This window comes from Methylosoma difficile, from assembly GCF_054657615.1.
This window is the reverse complement of record NZ_BAAHYJ010000004.1, coordinates 1-15,983: the sequence shown is the minus strand read 5'-3', so window position 1 is coordinate 15,983 and position 15,983 is coordinate 1. Positions and strand designations below refer to the sequence as shown.

Here is a 15,983-nt window from a genome sequence, read left to right as displayed (position 1 = left end):
GGACAGTGTGGCGACTGCTACGCCGATTCGTTATAGTGATAAGTCTTCCTCACACGCCACGCCGCCAATGACCGAAACACCCCAACAATTCCGCGAACGCCTCAGCCAAGCCGCCGTCGCTTGGCAAGTGCGCTTGTCTTCCGGCGACGTGTCCGATGCTACCCGCGCCGAATTTGACCACTGGCGGCAACAAAGCGCGGCGCATGAACAGGCTTATCAAGAAGCCGTCCAGCTTTGGCAACAACTGTCCGGCCCTTTGCAAGCCGACCGACAGCGCAGGCTAGCCCTTGCCGCCTCGCAACAACACCGCCGTCAAACCCGCAACCGGACGCTTGGGCTTGCCGTTGCCGCGTCGATGGTATTGCTGGTGCTGGCAGTGCTATTCCCCGATTATCTCCGCCATCCGCTCGCTGACTACCGCACCCACATCGGCGAGCAGACCTCCATCCAACTGGCGGACGGCAGCGTTATCCACCTGAACACCGACACCGCCGTTAACGTCAGCCTAAGCGACCAAGAGCGGCGCATCGAATTGTTAGACGGCGAAGCGGAATTTGAAGTCGCCCACGACCGCACTCGCCCGTTCCGCGTCAGTGCCGGACACACCACCACCGAAGCCCTAGGCACACGCTTCATCGTCCGCTACGACGGCAGCGGCGGCAACGTCACCTTGCTGCAAGGCAAAATCCGCACTGCCGCGCCCAGCACCACAGCAACCTTAAGCGCAGGCCAGCAAATTGCTTTTCATGCCGATGATTTAGGAACCGTGCAAACAGCCGACGTAAACAGCGCCGAAGCCTGGCGGCACGGGCGTTTGCTGATGAATTTTGTACCGTTAAAACAAGCCATCGCCGAAATCAACCGCTATCGGCGCGGACAAATCCGCTTGCTGGACGATAAGTTAGGCGAAAAGGAAGTGAATATCGCTGTTGATATTCAACATATAGACGCTTGGCTGGAGGCTTTGGAGAGAACTATGGGGGTTAAGTTGTTGTATTTCAAAATCTTGTAAGCTATGCCAATCGATAGCTTTAAAAATCAAACAATAAAAACTATCAAAAGCCGTTTGTGCCAAATATATTGCAGACAACTTTTATCGGAAATAGATGAGATTTTTCAAGTTGTAAGATGGTGGCAAAATATTCCAACGAGTAGCCGTCCACCATCTTTTATCCTATCTGGATAAAAGTGAATTCTATCTCTGTCGGGTTCAAGTTTGCTATGCCACCAGAAAATAATATCTTCACCTTCAATATTGATGGATCGCTCTTTTTTTGCAGTGCTATTTTTCTTGGTCTTTCCATTCTCATCTGAAAGATCAATCCCAAGTGAGCCAAACTCTGCGGGTGCATTAATCCATGCCGCTGAAAAAATTCGTTTACCGTGATCAGATAAAGTGCCAAGGTGTTCAGTCAAAGGATTTATAATCTCTCGGTATGGTTTGCTCATATCCTTAATCCCGTTGAAAACTCCTGGTACGAAATCAATTGAGGGGAAAGCTGATCGCACGAACGCTTCCATCTCGCTGGGATTCTTGGTTGTATCTGTTATGAGCCAACGAAAAAAACCACAATAGTGTTTATGATCGGTAATGAACCACAATTTTTCTGTAATATCATTTACTGTGACATCAATAAATCCTGTTAACCGAATGCTGGAAAAGACCAGACAAGCAACGGCATTGGTTTTGTCTTGCTTTGTTTGTTCGTAAGCCCATGCAATTGATGGTGCATGTTCATCATTTTCTTGAGCAATTTGCACATCTAAGGCTGGAGGCAATGAAAAATCAAGCTCTTCCCATTTGGAAAGCCGCGCAAATAGAATTGCAACACGCTCTTGCACTTCCCAAGGAATTGAAATTGGCAAATTTGGTTCATACAACTCATAAAAGCTTTTATTTTGCCAAACAACCCTAGAAAAAAGCTCCTCTGAATAACAAGCCAAATGACCTTGCTCATTAGCATCATCAAGCAAATCCAGCAGTATCTCTAACGCTTCAATACAGGCGTTTTGGTCAAGCCCATCGAAACGCCAGCTTGTTTCATCAATAACAAACCGCATGAACTACTCCTTTCGTCTACGTACACGAGTAAGAGCTGTAACATCAAGTTGGTATTGGTCAAAAAATCCGCGTGGCCAAGAAGCAATACCTCCGGTTTCGGTAAAACTTAGGGTTTGAGGCGGGGCACCATCAACATCAAAAAAATGAATGACTGCTTGATTCTCAGACAAAATACGATGCTCCCCAATAGCGCGACGAATACCATTCAAGACATGATCAGAGTGGGTTTCTACCACTACCTGTACACCAGCTGAGGCAATAGAAGCAAGAAAATAGCCCATTTGAGATTGACCTGCCGGATGCAGATGGGCTTCGGGATTCTCTACAATCAAAATTCCATCTTTCCCAGCCGTAAGTCCGGCTAGAATCACCGGGAGGGCATAGGTGACACCGAAACCCATGTTAGGAGGACGAACCCACTCTCCGCCAGGAACTCGAAAACGCAATGCAGTTACTGTCTTAATCGGGATGGACTCAGTATCAATCTGTACAGGGCGAGCAATACGCGATAGCCATCTCTCAGTTTCAAATTTCACTAAGGCCGCATCAGCTTCCCCTGCATCTGGACATCTGCGGGAAGCATCAATGGAAAGGCTACCAAGATCGTACAAAACCTGCGCACTGTATTCACCGCGAAATCCTACCTCCAATTGTTCAGAAGGTAGTGCGGCAGAACCCAATATGTTGCGGGGACCAAAGCGTTCGGCGCAAAGATACTGAAACATCCGCTCACCAGCTTTGAAAACTGGTGGAAGTTCCTGCGGATGTTTTTGTATATCAGCATAAAGCGAGGTCGGATTTCCTCCCAGTTCCCACGAATATATATAGCTAGTTTTGTCGGTAAGAACAAAGCGCACGGGGTCTTGAGTTTTCCAGTTTTGAATATCCCCAAAAGTGCCTAAATCCAAACCATATGGGCCGTTCAACCTAGCAATTTTGTCGTTGCGGCGAGCAATTTCACGTATCAATAGTAAAGCATGGATCACGGAGGTTTTTCCTGCGCCATTCAAACCAGCTAAAATAGTAAGCGGTGCCATTTTAAAGACGACTTCTGTAAACATTTTGAAGCCATAAATTTGGAGTTCATTTATCATTTAAGAATTTTCTCCAAGGCTTCACGAGGTTTAGTAATCCGTTCTTTTATTTTTTTATAAGAACCAGTGCCATAACTCACGGCAGTTTCATAGTCAGGATCATTAAAAAGCTCACATAGCGTTTTTTGAATAGCATCTTTATTGGCAAGAACAATATCGGGATGATAGTCCGCTAGAGCTAGTGCTTGTGATTCAAAAATTGCTTTGTTAATACTACCTCTTGCAGATTGGTTAGTTGGAAGCCATCGACGGAACGCTCCTTTACCAAAAACTTGATAGCAATTTTGCATGGCTTGCTGAAACGCTATTTCTAGTTGATTTAACTCCGCAAGTTTAGCTTTCTTGTCAATCCAACGGGAAAAATCCAAAAGAAACGCATCCAAACTAGAAGCTTTTGCATATTCTTTTAAAAAAGACTCAAAATAAAAAGCGCAGAAACGCAGTGCCATTTCCCTGTCTGTCATGCGTTTGCTGTCACGAACCCATTGACCATCTGAATTTTCCCAAAAAAGTTTACCCATTGCACTATCGAAGCTTTCGCTTTCAACGAGCTTGCGTAAGAATTCACGAGAACGCATCTTGCTCATGCAGTGGCGAATTTCTTGTGCAGTAAGTGGACTTCCGCCTGTATTTACCCGATTAAAAATATCGTATTTAACGTCATCCGGTGTCTGTGGCTCAATTACATGAGCTACAATTTGAGTACTAGCAAATCGACGTTTGTTAGCGGGATCAAGGGCTGAAAATGTCGAGCCTTTTAGCGGGCTTAGATATTCTAGGTATTCTGCTTTTAATTCTAATTGATCAGACATAAAACGTTTAATTGTCGTGAGACGCTGAACGCCATCAATCACCTGTTGGGCGCCGTCTTTGTCTTGGTTAAAGTAAAAAGCAGGGAGTGGTATACCTAGAAGTATTGTTTCAATAAGACGTATCTGTTGCTTGACATTCCAAACAAAGGATCGTTGAAATTCGGGTGCAAGCTCTAGTTCTTTATCTAGTTCTTTTTCTTGGTCAGGAGCTTTATCTTGAATTTGGGTATAAATCTCTCGGATAGTGAAGTTCTTAGTCGTAATTCGAATATCATCTGGATTCCATGGCTTCATTTTCAGGTCAGAACCAGATTTATCCTCATCATCTAACTTGTTTTCTACATCGGAGATATTCACTTCATTGATGTCATAAAAGTTTTCTTGTGTTTCCATGAATTTCTCAGGGTTAGAACATAAAAAATTAAACGGTACGATAGCAAACAGCATCGTTATAAGCCAGATTCTTTCATAATCAAAGGGTATGAAGGTTATTCATTATCGATGGTTTTTGACTAATTCCACATCCGAATCATTACTTCCAAATAATTATTCGATTCTTCATCCAGTATAAAGACAAGCAAGAATAGCCGACTGCCTGCACTGCAAAGCAAACACCGTTTTAGCCGCTTACCCACCCGCGACAATTTGCCACACTCCCAACCACTACGGCTTTCCCCCATCCCAACCGTTCCCATTGTGATTATCTTCATCACTGGGAACTCTTCATGCGTAAATCGAAAACCTCTTTCAAAACAGGCAAGCCCAAAAACAAGCCATCGTCCGAGTTGCTGGTTTTACCCTTATGTGTTGGCTTGCTTGCCTTAACGTTGCCGCTAGCCAGCCAAGCCGATAGCGCTGCCGTTAGCCATAATCAGCGTTTTAATATCGCTCCGCAACCTTTGTATTCTGCGCTCAACCGTTTGGCGGAGCAGTCTGGGGTGCAGTTTGTTTATAGCGCGGAGATGGTCAAGGGCTTGGATTCGCCGGGGGTGAGCGGCAATTATTCGCTGTCGGCGGCGTTAACTAAATTGTTGGCGGGTTCTGGGTTGGGTTATCAGTTGGGCAAAGGCAATACCGTCACTTTGCAGAAAATGTTGATACCCGTTGCGGCGACAACGCCAGCCCAGCCGCCATCGGCAACGGTTTTGCCGACGGTGAAGGTGATGGGCAGTTTGGCGAATGATGACCCGAATGATCCATATAACCAAGACTATAAAATTGCCAATAGCATGAGCGCCACGAAAACCGACACGCCGATAATGGAAACGCCAGTGTCCATTCAGGTGGTGCCTAAATCGGTGATGAGCGACCAAAAAACCACCACCATTAAAGATGCGTTGGAAAACGTCAGTAGTGTACGTCCGCAATCGTCGTTAGGGCTTAGCAATGCGTTTATTACCCGTGGCTTTAGGAATGGTCGGGTTTTCCGTAACGGACTGGTGGCGAATGGTTTAGGGATTGGCGAAGGGGCGCAATTTGATTCTGCCAATTTGGAACGTATCGAGGTGCTGAAAGGCCCGGCGGCGGTGTTGTTTGGTCGCATCGAGCCTGGCGGTTTAGTGAATTTGGTGACTAAAAAACCCCGGACTGAACCGTTTTATTCCGTGGAACAGCGTTTTGGTTCTTATGATTTTTATCGCACCGAATGGGATGCGACCAATGCGGTCAACAAAGATAAATCGCTCAGTTACCGTTTTACGGGGGCGTATCAAAACAACAAATCGTTTCGGGATTTCAACTTTAATGACCGGATTGTGGTGAATCCGTCTTTAACGTGGCGGCCTAGCGATGCCACGGAAATGTCGTTGGAAGTGGATGCTTTGCACGAAGATTATCAAGTCGATAGGGGCTTGTTTGCGATTGGCAACCGTCCGGCGCCGATTCCTGTCAGCCGCTCTTTTATTGATCCTAACGATCCGGTTGACACCAATTCCAAGGTTAATCTGGGTTTTAATTTAAGCCATGCCTTCAATGACAATTGGACATTGCGGAATCGGTTTTTGGCTTCGTTTATTCACGACAAAAATACGTCGGTGAAACCCGCCAATGGCTTTACCGTCGAGCAATTTCTTGATCCCAGCACGGGTAACCGCACGTATTCGCGGAATATTTTTTCGCAAACCTCCGACAATGAAACCTATTCGACCAATTTGGATTTGGCAGGAAAATTCAAATTGGGCGGGGTCAGCCATCAAACCTTGATCGGCATGGATTATTTACGGGCGGTCGGTAATTATGACTTCTATGGCAACTATATGGATCCGGTGACCGGGCTGGACATCGACATCTATAACCCAACGTACGGCATCGACCCTTCCTATTACGCCACCGCATTGGCAACGCCGTCTGATGGCGGAATCAACCATTATATTTTTAGGGATAACTGGTATGGCGCTTATTTTCAAGACCACATAACGCTTTGGGAGAAAGTCCATATTCTGGGCGGTGGTCGTTATGATTGGGCAACGACAGGGGTGGGAACAGGCACTAATTTTACTGGCGCCGAAGCGGCTTTGCCGTCACGCCAAGATGAAGGCTTTAGCCCACGGGTGGGGATTCTCTACCAGCCTTGGCAATGGGCGAGCCTTTACGGCAATTGGACGACTTCGTTTGGCGCAAACAATGGCGTGACGGATTCGGGCGCGACCATAAACCCAGAAATTGGCGAGCAATTTGAAGCGGGATTAAAAACCGAATTGTTTGCCAAACGCTTGACCACCACCTTGGCTTACTACCATTTGACCAAGGCAAATCTGATGACCCGCGATTTTAAAAGCGCCGATCCACTCGCAGTTGCCGCCATTGGCGAAGCCCGCAGCCAAGGCATTGAGCTGGACATGAGCGGTCAAATAACCGACGAAGTCAGCGTCATCGGCAACTATGCCTTTACCGATGCGCGTATCACCAAGGATTATTCTGGCCTGCAAGGCAATCGCCTGAACAACGTGCCGGAGCATTCCGGCAGCTTGTGGCTCAAGTATGAAATCCGTCATTACATGCCGTTGAATGGCTTAAGTTTTGGCTTGGGTGTGTTCGCCGCCGGAGAGCGGGAAGGCGATAACGACAATACCTTCGTCTTGCCCGGTTATGCCCGCTTGGATGCGTTTACCAGCTATGCCTGCCAACTCGGCGATGCCCGTTTGATTACGCAATTCAATATCCGCAATCTGCTGGATAAAACCTATTACGAATCCACAGATCCGTTCCAAAATGCGCCGCCGCGTGTCGGCATTTATCCTGGTGCGCCACTGACGGCGATGGGGTCGGTGCGTTTGGAGTTTTAGTTATTCAAACCGGAACAGCGTTTGTCATCCCTTCCGGTCTGGAAGGGATGCGATCCGATCCGTTCAATAATGGTAACGGCATTGGGCAATGATGACGGCATCATCGGTAGCTTTGTAAACAATCCGATGTTCGCGGTCGATGCGGCGCGACCAGTAGCCCGTCCAGTTATGCCTTAAGGGCTCGGGATCGCCTAGGCCTGAAAAAGGCTGGCGCTGAATATCGGCAATCAGGAGGTTAATGCGTTTTAACACTTTTTTGTCGGTTGCTTGCCAGTAGAGATAGTCTTCCCAAGCGGTCTCCGCCCAAGACAACATCATTCGTCAATCAGCGGATGCTGGACGCTTCTCCCGCTCTCAATTTCGGCGATGGCTTGATTTAAACGCGTGGCGTTTTTAGGGCTAGCCATAAGGTAAGCGGTTGCTTCGTAGGATTTAAAATCTTCTAACGAAATAATGACGGCGGGTTTGCCATTTTGGCGGGTAATTAAGATAGGCACATGGTCATCATTGACTTTATCTAGGGTATTAGCCAAGTGGCTACGAAAATTTGAATAACTGATGGTGTCCATTGTTAAGCCTCCAAGTATTTTAAGTACTTATCATTGTACTTAAAATACAAAATCATGCAATTGAATGAAGGTCAATTTGTGAATAAGCCAGATACCCAACGCAATTCTCTTAGAGAACTTAAAAGCCGTCGTAAGCTATGGCTAAATGTCCATCTTTGGTTGGGTCTGGCCTTAGGTTTGTTCTTATCCATTTTCGGCATTACTGGCAGCATTCTGGTGTTCCATGCCGAAATCAACGAACTGCTCAACCCACAATTGTTGACCGTCACTGTGCCGAAAACCCATCCAGCCTATCGCCCTTTAGCGGATATTTTCCAAGCCGGACAGGCGGCGATGCCGGAAACAGCGGTTAATACTTTCGCCAATTATCCTCGCAATGACGCGGCCGCTTTCAAGCTGGTGTATGCCTTGCCCGTAGCCGACGCGGTGACCGAACACTGGGAGGTTTACGTTAACCCCTACACCGCGCAAGTCATCGGCAAACGTCTGAAAACCTCATCCGACAGCCTTATCCCAAAGACCTTCATCGGTTTGGTTTTTGAATTGCATTATGCTTTATTGCTGGGCGAGGATTTGGGTTATACGGTGGTCGGCATCATGGGCGTTTTGCTGATTATTTCCGTACTGACGGGCTTGATTCTCTGGTGGCCTTTGACCGGAAAATGGCGGCAAGCCCTGACCATCAAACGCAGGGCTAGCGCAGAACGGCTGAATTTTGATCTGCATAAAACGTCCGGCTTTTACACCACAGTAGTGCTGGTTCCGGTCTTGTTTTCCGGCGTGTACATGGACATCCCAGAGCGCGTTGTACCTGTGTTGGAATTGTTCTCGCCTGTCACTTACCGTTACTGGTTTCAATCACATCCACTCGCTAACCCCAAGTCAATCACTCTGCCGGAAGCGGTGGCAATTGCCGAACAACGTTACCCCACAGGCCGCCCCGATTGGCTTTACGCCGCAACCCAGCCGACCGACACTTACACAGTCTGCAAAGACGGCGTGGCAGAGCAGGGCAGTTGGCTGCATCGCCGTTGCGTGGTGATCGACCAATACAGCGGCAAAATCTTAGATGTGGACGACCCCGCCATCGGCACGGCGGGCGAAGTGTTCACGCACTGGCAATGGCCTTTGCATTCCGGTCAGGCATTTGGTTGGACGGGGCGGATTTTGGTGTTTTTGTCAGGTCTCGCGTGTCCGGTGTTGTTTGTGACGGGTGTGATCCGTTGGTGGCAAAAACGGCAGGCGAAACAAATGGGCGGAAGGCAGCGAGGAAGCCACAACCGCCGCTGGGGCAAACAGCGATAGCCCGTTGCGCCAACGGGCTTTTTCTAGCGGCTGTCGGGTTAAATGTCCTGATACAAGGCTTGATAGTGCTTGGCGCTTTCCTGCCAAGAATAATCTTTCTTCATGCCATTGACCTGCAATTGTTTCCAGACTTTGGGCAGGCTGTAGACCAGCAAGGCGCGTTTGACGGCTTCGGTGAAGCTGCCGGGGCTGGCATCGTTAAAGACAAAGCCGGTGGCGGTGTGGTTGGCGATGGATTCGGGCAAGGTATCGGTCACGGTGTCTGCCAAACCGCCGGTGTTCCTGACGATGGGAATGGTGCCGTAGCGTTGGCTGTAGATTTGGTTAAGGCCGCAAGGTTCGAAGCGCGAGGGCATCAGGAAGACATCGGCACCGGCTTCTATCAAATGCGACAAGCCTTCATCGTAACCGATTTTGACCGCCATTTTGTTGGGATAACGCTCGGCAAAAGCGAGCAATTGCTGTTCGAAACTTTTATCGCCGCTGCCCAGCAGCACAAATTGCAGCGGTTCTGCCAATAAATCTTCCAGACTTTCCAAAATCAGGTCGATACCTTTTTGCTCAACCAAACGGCTAATCAGCGCAAACAACGGGATTTTTTTATCCACCGGCAAAGCAAATTGTGCTTGTAACGCTGTTTTGTTGCCGAGCTTTTTGGCTAAAGTTTTGCTGTCAAAGGCTTGGGCAATATAGGCATCGGCAGCCGGGTCCCAGTGTTCGGCATCAATGCCGTTGATAATGCCGCTTAGCACAGACTTGCGGTAACTTAACAAGCCTTCCAGGCCGTAGCCATAGTCGGCGGTTTGAATTTCATCGGCATAAGTGGGGCTGACCGTGGTGATGCGGTCGGCATAGGCAAGGCCGCCTTTTAGGAACGACAGCCAGCCGTTGTATTCCACGCCGCCCATATGCCAAAGCGCGTTCGGCAAATTGAGCGCGGTGAAGGCGGATTTTTCGAACACGCCCTGATAGGCCATGTTGTGGATGGTAAATACGGTAGCGGGGCGGCGGCTTTCCAAAGACAGCAAGGCTGGCACCAAGCCGGTTTGCCAATCGTTGCAATGGACGATGTCGGCTTGCCAGTCCAAATAGCTGCGGTTTTGGGCGACCTCAACGGCAACGCGGCACAGCAATGCAAAACGTTCGGCATTGTTAGGCCAAGCTTCGCCGCTGGCATCCACGTAAGGGTTGCCCGGCAAGCCGAAGTATTCGGCAAAATCGACCAGCCAAACGATGACATTGGAATCTGGCAGGCGGGTTTCCAGCAGGTTGACATCCACACTACGGCCCGCGTCAGCAATGCGGACAGTGCTTTTAAAATACACCGCTTCGGCGCATTTTATGGCTTGGTAATTCGGGATCAGAATGCGGACATCTTCGCCCAGTTCCGCCAGTGCCTTCGGCAAGCTGCCGGACACATCAGCCAAACCACCGGTTTTAATGAGCGGATGCGCTTCGGCAGTAACAAACAGGATTTTTTTCATGTAAGCGTTGGGTTGTTGCTTTAAGGAATCGGCTGATGGCAAGGGTACGGCGTGCGTACCCTTGCCGTGCCTGTTTATTTAAGCTTCAGCACCATGCCACCCAGCGGTGGCAGGTGCAAGTTGATCGAGCAAGGCAAACCCATCCACGGGATTTCATTCGTCCAAACCTCGCCATTGACCACATCACTGCCGCCGTAGTTGTTGCCGTCAGAGTTGAGCAGTTCTTGATAGCAACCCGCTTGTGGCACACCGATACGGTAATTTTGGCGCACGACGGGTGTAAAGTTCAGCACAATGACCATCTCGTTGCCTTCGCCGTCTTTACGGCGATAGCTGATGACCGATTGCTCGACATCGCGGCAATCAATCCATTCAAAGCCTTGGTAATCAAACTCGTGTTTGTAAAGCGGCGGATAGTTTTGGTACAGATGGTTCAAATCTTTCACCAACACCTGCATACCACGGTGCAGCGGGTAATCGACCACATACCAATCCAAGGCTTGGTTGAAGTTCCATTGCGTACCCTGACCAAATTCGCAGCCCATGAACAGCAGCTTTTTGCCCGGATAGGTGAACATAAAGGTGTACAGCAAACGCAAGTTGGCGAAGCGTTGCCACTCGTCGCCCGGCATTTTGCTGAGCAGCGAGCCTTTGCCGTGCACCACTTCATCGTGCGAGAAGGGCAGGGCGAAGTTTTCGGTGAAGGCGTACAACATGCCGAAGGTCAGCTTGTCGTGGTGATAGCGGCGGTGGATGGGGTTTTCCTGCATGTACGACAACATGTCGTGCATCCAGCCCATGTTCCACTTCATGCTGAAACCTAGGCCGCCCAGCCAAGTGGGGCGTGTCACCTGAGGCCAGGCGGTGGATTCTTCCGCCATCATCACCGTGCCGGGGAATTGTTCGTGGGTGACGGTGTTCAGCTCGCGGAAGAAGTCGATGGCTTCCAAGTTTTCATTGCCGCCGTAGCGGTTAGGAATCCAGTCGTCTTTTTCGCGCGAATAGTCCAAATACAACATGGAAGCGACGGCATCGACGCGCAAGCCGTCAAGATGGAACTCCTGCATCCAGAAAATGGCGCTGGACAGCAGGAAGTTACGGACTTCGTTACGTCCATAGTTGTAAATCAGCGTACCCCAATCGCGGTGTTCGCCTTTGCGCGGGTCTTCGTGTTCGAACAGCGCGCTGCCGTCAAAACGTGCCAAACCAAAGGCATCTTTGGGGAAATGCGCGGGTACCCAATCCAAAATCACACCAATGTTGTGCTGATGGCAGGTATCGATAAAAAAGCGGAAATCATCTGGCGAACCAAAACGGCTGGTGGGGGCAAAATAACCGGTGGTTTGATAACCCCACGAAGCATCCAGCGGATGTTCGGTGACGGGCATCAGCTCAATGTGGGTAAAGCCCAAAGCCTTCACATAAGCGACCAGCTCGCTTGCCAGTTCGCGGTAAGTTAAAAAATCGCCCTGAGGGTTGCGCCGCCACGAACCTAAATGCACCTCGTAAATGGACATCGGTTCGTGCAACCAATCGTGGTGGGTGCGCGCTTGCAGCCACGCATCATCCTGCCACGCATAGGTGGAATCCGCCACAACGATGGACGACGTGCTGGGGCGCAATTCAAATTGTTGTCCGAATGGGTCGGTTTTTACCAAGATTTCTTGGCTTTGCCGGTTCATGACCTCAAATTTGTACAAACAGCCTGCCGCCAAGCCCGGCATAAACAATTCCCATAAGCCGCTGCTGCCCAAGTTGCGCATCGGGTTGCAACGCCCATCCCAGCGGTTAAAATCGCCCACCACGCTGACCCGTCCGGCATTCGGCGCCCAGACGGTGAACAAAACCCCGTCGATACCATCCGCCGTATGCGGATGCGCGCCCAATTTTTTATAAACATGCCAATGCTTGCCTTCGGCGAACAAATGCCGGTCGAATTCGGGCAATTGCACGTCAAAATCGTAAGGATCGTAGCCGATGTGGTTGTTGCCGTCCTTATCTGTCCAGATCAGTTGATAATGCTTGGGCAGCTCGTCGGCTTTGGCGAGGTATTGGAACAAATCCGTTCCGGGAATGCGCGGAATGGTGACACCGCTGTCGGCAAACGCCAAGTTTTCTACATAAGGAAGATAAAACTTAACCGTAACGCCTTCCTCACACGGATGCCGGCCCAACACAGAAAAAGGGTCGTGATGTTTGGCTTCAATAATTTTTATTGAATCGCTATCGACCATCTCTACAGATTTTTTTTTCATACTATTGAGCCTCGGTGAGTGAATGTAAATAAACCAATTGTGGAATAGTACCAAATTAAAACCCGCTTGTAATAAGCGTTTCATCGTGTTTTTTAAATCAGCAATTGCCGCCAATCTGATTTGTTAGACGATTTTCCAAACAAAACCCCCGACAAATTTCGGCTTTCGTCTGTCGTCTTGCAGCTTCTGCACCTTCTTTGCCGTGCAGTCCGTTATAATGGCGGCAATACACAGCTAACTGACGAAAAAACTAATGCCCTTAATCCGCTTAACCAACACCTCCATTGCTTTTGGTACCCACGCTTTATTAAAAAATGCCGATTTTCAACTCGATGCCGGTGAGCGGGTCGGCCTGTTAGGCCGTAACGGCGAAGGCAAATCCACGTTGATGAAAATCATTGCCGGTAACATACACGCCGACCACGGCGACATTTGGCGGCAGCCCGAACTGCGCCTGTCATGGCTGGAACAAGCGCCGGAACTGCCTGACGAAGCGACCATTTACGACGCCGTTGCCAGCGGCTTGGGCGATTTGGGTTCCATCATCACCCGCTACCACGCCTTGTCAACCACCATGGATTACGAAGACGAAAAGGCTTTAGCCGAGCTGGGCGATTTGCAACACGCCTTGGAAGCGCAAAACGGTTGGCATTTCCAGCAACGCGTAGAAACCACGCTGAGCAAACTCAATTTACCGGGCGAACTGAAAATCAGCGGCTTGTCGGGCGGTTGGAAACGCCGCGTGGCCTTGGCAAAAGCCTTGGTAATCGAACCGGAAGTGCTACTGTTGGACGAGCCGACCAACCATCTGGATTTTGAAAGCATCCTCTGGTTGGAAGAGCAAATCTTAGCCTTCCAAGGCGCGGTCTTGTTCGTCACCCACGACCGGGCTTTCCTCCAAAAACTGGCGACGCGCATTATTGATTTGGATCGCGGCAATTTGGTGTCATGGCAAGGCACTTACGAAGATTACCTGCGCCGCAAAGCCGCCGCCCTAGAAGACGAAGCCAACCAAAACGCCGAATTCGACAAAAAACTTGCCGACGAAGAAGCTTGGATACGCCAAGGCGTGAAAGCCCGCCGCACCCGCAACGAAGGCCGCGTCCGCGCTTTGGAAAAACTGCGCGAAGAACGCGCCCAACGCCGCACGCAACAAGGCACCGCCAAACTGGGCCTGCAAAAAGGCGCAACGTCTGGCAAAAAAGTCATCGAAATTAAAGACATCGCCTTCAGCTACGGCGAACGCACCATCATCCGGCAATTCTCCGCGCTGATCCAACGCGGCGACAAAATCGGCCTGATCGGCGAAAACGGTGCGGGCAAATCCACTTTGCTGAAACTGATGCTAAAACAAATCCACCCCACCAGCGGTACGGTAGAGCAAGGTACTAATCTGGAAATCGCTTATTTTGACCAATTGCGCGACCAGCTCGACCCAGAAATGAGCGTCGTTGACACCGTTGGCAATGGCAGCGATTTCATCGAAATTGCCGGTGTTAAACGCCATGTGATGTCGTATCTGGGCGACTTCTTATTCGCACCCGCCTGCGCCCGCTCGCCAGTGAAAAGCTTGTCGGGTGGCGAAAAAAACCGCCTGTTGCTGGCGCGTCTGTTCACCAAACCCGCCAATTTGTTGGTGATGGACGAACCCACCAACGATTTGGATTTGGAAACCTTGGAAATGTTGGAAGAAAAACTCGCCAACTACGACGGCACTTTGTTGTTGGTCAGCCATGACCGAGCCTTTTTGGACAACGTCGTCACCAGTGTTTTTGTACTGGACGGCAAAGGCGAAGTGGACGAATTTATCGGCGGCTACAGCGATTGGCTGGCCTATGCCGAACAGAAAAAAGCCGTCGCGGCGGCAATCCCCAAAGCCAGCGCAAAAAATGACAAATCAGCCGCTGCAACTGCGCCTACACCGGCGAAAAAGAAAAAACTCAGCTTCAAAGAACAGCAAGAACTCGACAACCTGCCCAAACTGATCGAAGAACTGGAAGCCAAACTGGCGGACTTGAACAAACAAGCCAGCGCCGCCGATTTTTACAAAAAGGATCAAGACCTGGTCGGCAAAACCCTAGCCGACCTGCAAGCCACCGAAGAACGTCTGGAAGCCGTTTTCCTGCGCTGGGACGAACTGGAAGCCCTGCAATAAGCATTGGGTTTGCACGCTTAAAGGCGATGCGGAAAAGGGCAGGGAAGCCTAAAACCCAGACCCCAAACGGTCTAAATTAACCGCCAACCCTTAAGCCAAGCCGATAAATCCATTGCAACAGAAGGCAAAGTCTATTATCCTTACCGGCTTTCCGCAGCCCAGCGGAACTAATAGTAGGAGAGATGGCCGAGCGGTCGAAGGCGCACGCCTGGAAAGTGTGTATACGGCAACGTATCGAGGGTTCGAATCCCTCTTTCTCCGCCAATTAAGCATCCGCCAAGATGCAAAGCAGTACAAAAACCCGCAAGCTGTAAGGCTTAGCGGGTTTTTTATTGCCCAACGAAGTGCAAACAGTTTGTGCTTTAACCGCCTTAGCGTGTCTTGGCATCCAAACTTTCTAGGCTGCCTGTGCGGCAGTGAACGCCTGAAAAATACTCCGGCAGGGATGATTCAGTTTCTAAGCTGCCTGTGCGGCAGTGAACTAACCCGCGCCGCTGGCGTTGTAAGCGCGACTTTTCTAAGCTGCCTGTGCGGCAGTGAACATTGAAGCCAAACCGGTTGCCATACCGTCTTGTTTCTAAGCTGCCTGTGCGGCAGTGAACGCAAATCGCCACGGCATTTGCTGCAAACATTATTTCTAAGCTGCCTGTGCGGCAGTGAACAAGCTAGGAACGGGTCGGCGAAGTTTTCATCATTTCTAAGCTGCCTGTGCGGCAGTGAACAATCCACATACCGTTTAAAGAATTGATCTTAGCTTTCTAAGCTGCCTGTGCGGCAGTGAACCGTTTGGGCTCGCGCTCAACGCCGCTTTGTGTTTTCTAAGCTGCCTGTGCGGCAGTGAACTAAGTTATTTTTGTTTTTGTTGCGCCTGTTATTTTCTAAGCTGCCTGTGCGGCAGTGAACAAAGCACGGGTAAAAAATACCGTCTCGAAGGTTTTCTAAGCTGCCTGTGCGGCAGTGAAC

Annotated in this window: 11 protein-coding genes, 1 tRNA gene and 1 CRISPR repeat array; of the genes, 5 read left to right on the top strand and 7 right to left on the bottom strand. The window is 49.7% G+C overall.

The annotated features are described in order from the left end of the window. Positions 1 to 67 precede the first annotated feature (67 nt). Positions 68 to 1,012: a FecR family protein gene (locus tag ACYQ1O_RS11670; RefSeq protein ID WP_459991878.1), complete on the top strand. Its 945-nt coding sequence runs from the start codon at positions 68 to 70 to the stop codon at positions 1,010 to 1,012. A 104-nt stretch (positions 1,013 to 1,116) separates the two neighbouring features. Here ACYQ1O_RS11670 and ACYQ1O_RS11665 read toward each other — a convergent pair whose 3' ends face one another. Genes ACYQ1O_RS11665 through ACYQ1O_RS11655 form a run of 3 tightly spaced genes read right to left on the bottom strand, consistent with a single transcriptional unit; the run spans position 1,117 to position 4,361 of the window. Beyond that, positions 1,117 to 2,061, bottom strand: a complete 945-nt coding sequence (locus ACYQ1O_RS11665; protein ID WP_459991877.1) for a hypothetical protein — start codon at positions 2,059 to 2,061, stop codon at positions 1,117 to 1,119. Positions 2,062 to 2,064: 3 nt separating this feature from the next. Continuing rightward, positions 2,065 to 3,156 carry an AAA family ATPase gene (locus ACYQ1O_RS11660; RefSeq protein ID WP_459991875.1) on the bottom strand — a complete coding sequence of 364 codons (1,092 nt, stop codon included), beginning with the start codon at positions 3,154 to 3,156 and terminating at the stop codon, positions 2,065 to 2,067. Next, a complete protein-coding gene (locus ACYQ1O_RS11655) occupies positions 3,153 to 4,361 on the bottom strand; it encodes a GmrSD restriction endonuclease domain-containing protein (protein ID WP_459991873.1) in 1,209 nt (402 codons plus the stop codon). The genes ACYQ1O_RS11660 and ACYQ1O_RS11655 overlap by 4 nt, the downstream gene beginning before the upstream one ends. Positions 4,362 to 4,693: 332 nt before the next feature. Here ACYQ1O_RS11655 and ACYQ1O_RS11650 point away from each other — a divergent pair, with 332 nt between their 5' ends. After that, on the top strand, positions 4,694 to 7,252 hold the full coding sequence (locus tag ACYQ1O_RS11650; RefSeq protein WP_459991871.1) for a TonB-dependent siderophore receptor: 2,559 nt from the start codon (positions 4,694 to 4,696) through the stop codon (positions 7,250 to 7,252). Positions 7,253 to 7,315: 63 nt separating this feature from the next. Here the strand turns inward: ACYQ1O_RS11650 and ACYQ1O_RS11645 are convergent, their stop codons facing one another. Together ACYQ1O_RS11645 and ACYQ1O_RS11640 are read right to left on the bottom strand one after the other, a co-directional pair. Continuing rightward, positions 7,316 to 7,570 carry a Txe/YoeB family addiction module toxin gene (locus ACYQ1O_RS11645; RefSeq protein ID WP_459991869.1) on the bottom strand — a complete coding sequence of 85 codons (255 nt, stop codon included), beginning with the start codon at positions 7,568 to 7,570 and terminating at the stop codon, positions 7,316 to 7,318. Next, positions 7,567 to 7,821: a type II toxin-antitoxin system Phd/YefM family antitoxin gene (locus tag ACYQ1O_RS11640; protein ID WP_459991868.1), complete on the bottom strand. Its 255-nt coding sequence runs from the start codon at positions 7,819 to 7,821 to the stop codon at positions 7,567 to 7,569. The genes ACYQ1O_RS11645 and ACYQ1O_RS11640 overlap by 4 nt, the downstream gene beginning before the upstream one ends. Before the next feature lie 78 nt (positions 7,822 to 7,899). On the opposite strand from ACYQ1O_RS11640, the gene ACYQ1O_RS11635 reads away from it, so the two are divergent. Beyond that, the gene (locus ACYQ1O_RS11635) at positions 7,900 to 9,126 is read left to right on the top strand and encodes a PepSY-associated TM helix domain-containing protein (protein ID WP_459991866.1); all 1,227 of its coding nucleotides are present in this window, start codon (positions 7,900 to 7,902) and stop codon (positions 9,124 to 9,126) included. A gap of 38 nt (positions 9,127 to 9,164) precedes the next feature. Here the strand turns inward: ACYQ1O_RS11635 and glgA are convergent, their stop codons facing one another. After that, the gene (gene glgA, locus ACYQ1O_RS11630; RefSeq protein ID WP_459991865.1) at positions 9,165 to 10,610 is read right to left on the bottom strand and encodes a glycogen synthase GlgA; all 1,446 of its coding nucleotides are present in this window, start codon (positions 10,608 to 10,610) and stop codon (positions 9,165 to 9,167) included. A gap of 74 nt (positions 10,611 to 10,684) precedes the next feature. Continuing rightward, positions 10,685 to 12,865, bottom strand: coding sequence for a 1,4-alpha-glucan branching protein GlgB (gene glgB / locus ACYQ1O_RS11625; RefSeq protein ID WP_459991863.1), 2,181 nt, complete (start codon positions 12,863 to 12,865; stop codon positions 10,685 to 10,687). Positions 12,866 to 13,118: 253 nt separating this feature from the next. Here glgB and ACYQ1O_RS11620 point away from each other — a divergent pair, with 253 nt between their 5' ends. Together ACYQ1O_RS11620 and ACYQ1O_RS11615 are read left to right on the top strand one after the other, a co-directional pair. Continuing rightward, entirely contained in the window at positions 13,119 to 15,020 is a 1,902-nt protein-coding gene (locus ACYQ1O_RS11620) for an ATP-binding cassette domain-containing protein (protein ID WP_459991860.1), read from the top strand. A 176-nt stretch (positions 15,021 to 15,196) separates the two neighbouring features. Next, a tRNA-Ser gene (locus ACYQ1O_RS11615) sits at positions 15,197 to 15,284 on the top strand. A 130-nt stretch (positions 15,285 to 15,414) separates the two neighbouring features. After that, positions 15,415 to 15,983: direct repeats of the CRISPR family, unit length 28 nt; unit sequence TTTCTAAGCTGCCTGTGCGGCAGTGAAC.

Coding starts and splice junctions, on each gene's coding strand:
- ACYQ1O_RS11670 (WP_459991878.1), top strand. CDS start 68: ATGACCGAAACACCCCAACAATTCCGCGAACGCCTCAGCCAAGCCGCC.
- ACYQ1O_RS11665 (WP_459991877.1), bottom strand. CDS start 2,061: ATGCGGTTTGTTATTGATGAAACAAGCTGGCGTTTCGATGGGCTTGAC.
- ACYQ1O_RS11660 (WP_459991875.1), bottom strand. CDS start 3,156: ATGATAAATGAACTCCAAATTTATGGCTTCAAAATGTTTACAGAAGTC.
- ACYQ1O_RS11655 (WP_459991873.1), bottom strand. CDS start 4,361: ATGGAAACACAAGAAAACTTTTATGACATCAATGAAGTGAATATCTCC.
- ACYQ1O_RS11650 (WP_459991871.1), top strand. CDS start 4,694: ATGCGTAAATCGAAAACCTCTTTCAAAACAGGCAAGCCCAAAAACAAG.
- ACYQ1O_RS11645 (WP_459991869.1), bottom strand. CDS start 7,570: ATGATGTTGTCTTGGGCGGAGACCGCTTGGGAAGACTATCTCTACTGG.
- ACYQ1O_RS11640 (WP_459991868.1), bottom strand. CDS start 7,821: ATGGACACCATCAGTTATTCAAATTTTCGTAGCCACTTGGCTAATACC.
- glgA (WP_459991865.1), bottom strand. CDS start 10,610: ATGAAAAAAATCCTGTTTGTTACTGCCGAAGCGCATCCGCTCATTAAA.
- glgB (WP_459991863.1), bottom strand. CDS start 12,865: ATGAAAAAAAAATCTGTAGAGATGGTCGATAGCGATTCAATAAAAATT.
- ACYQ1O_RS11620 (WP_459991860.1), top strand. CDS start 13,119: ATGCCCTTAATCCGCTTAACCAACACCTCCATTGCTTTTGGTACCCAC.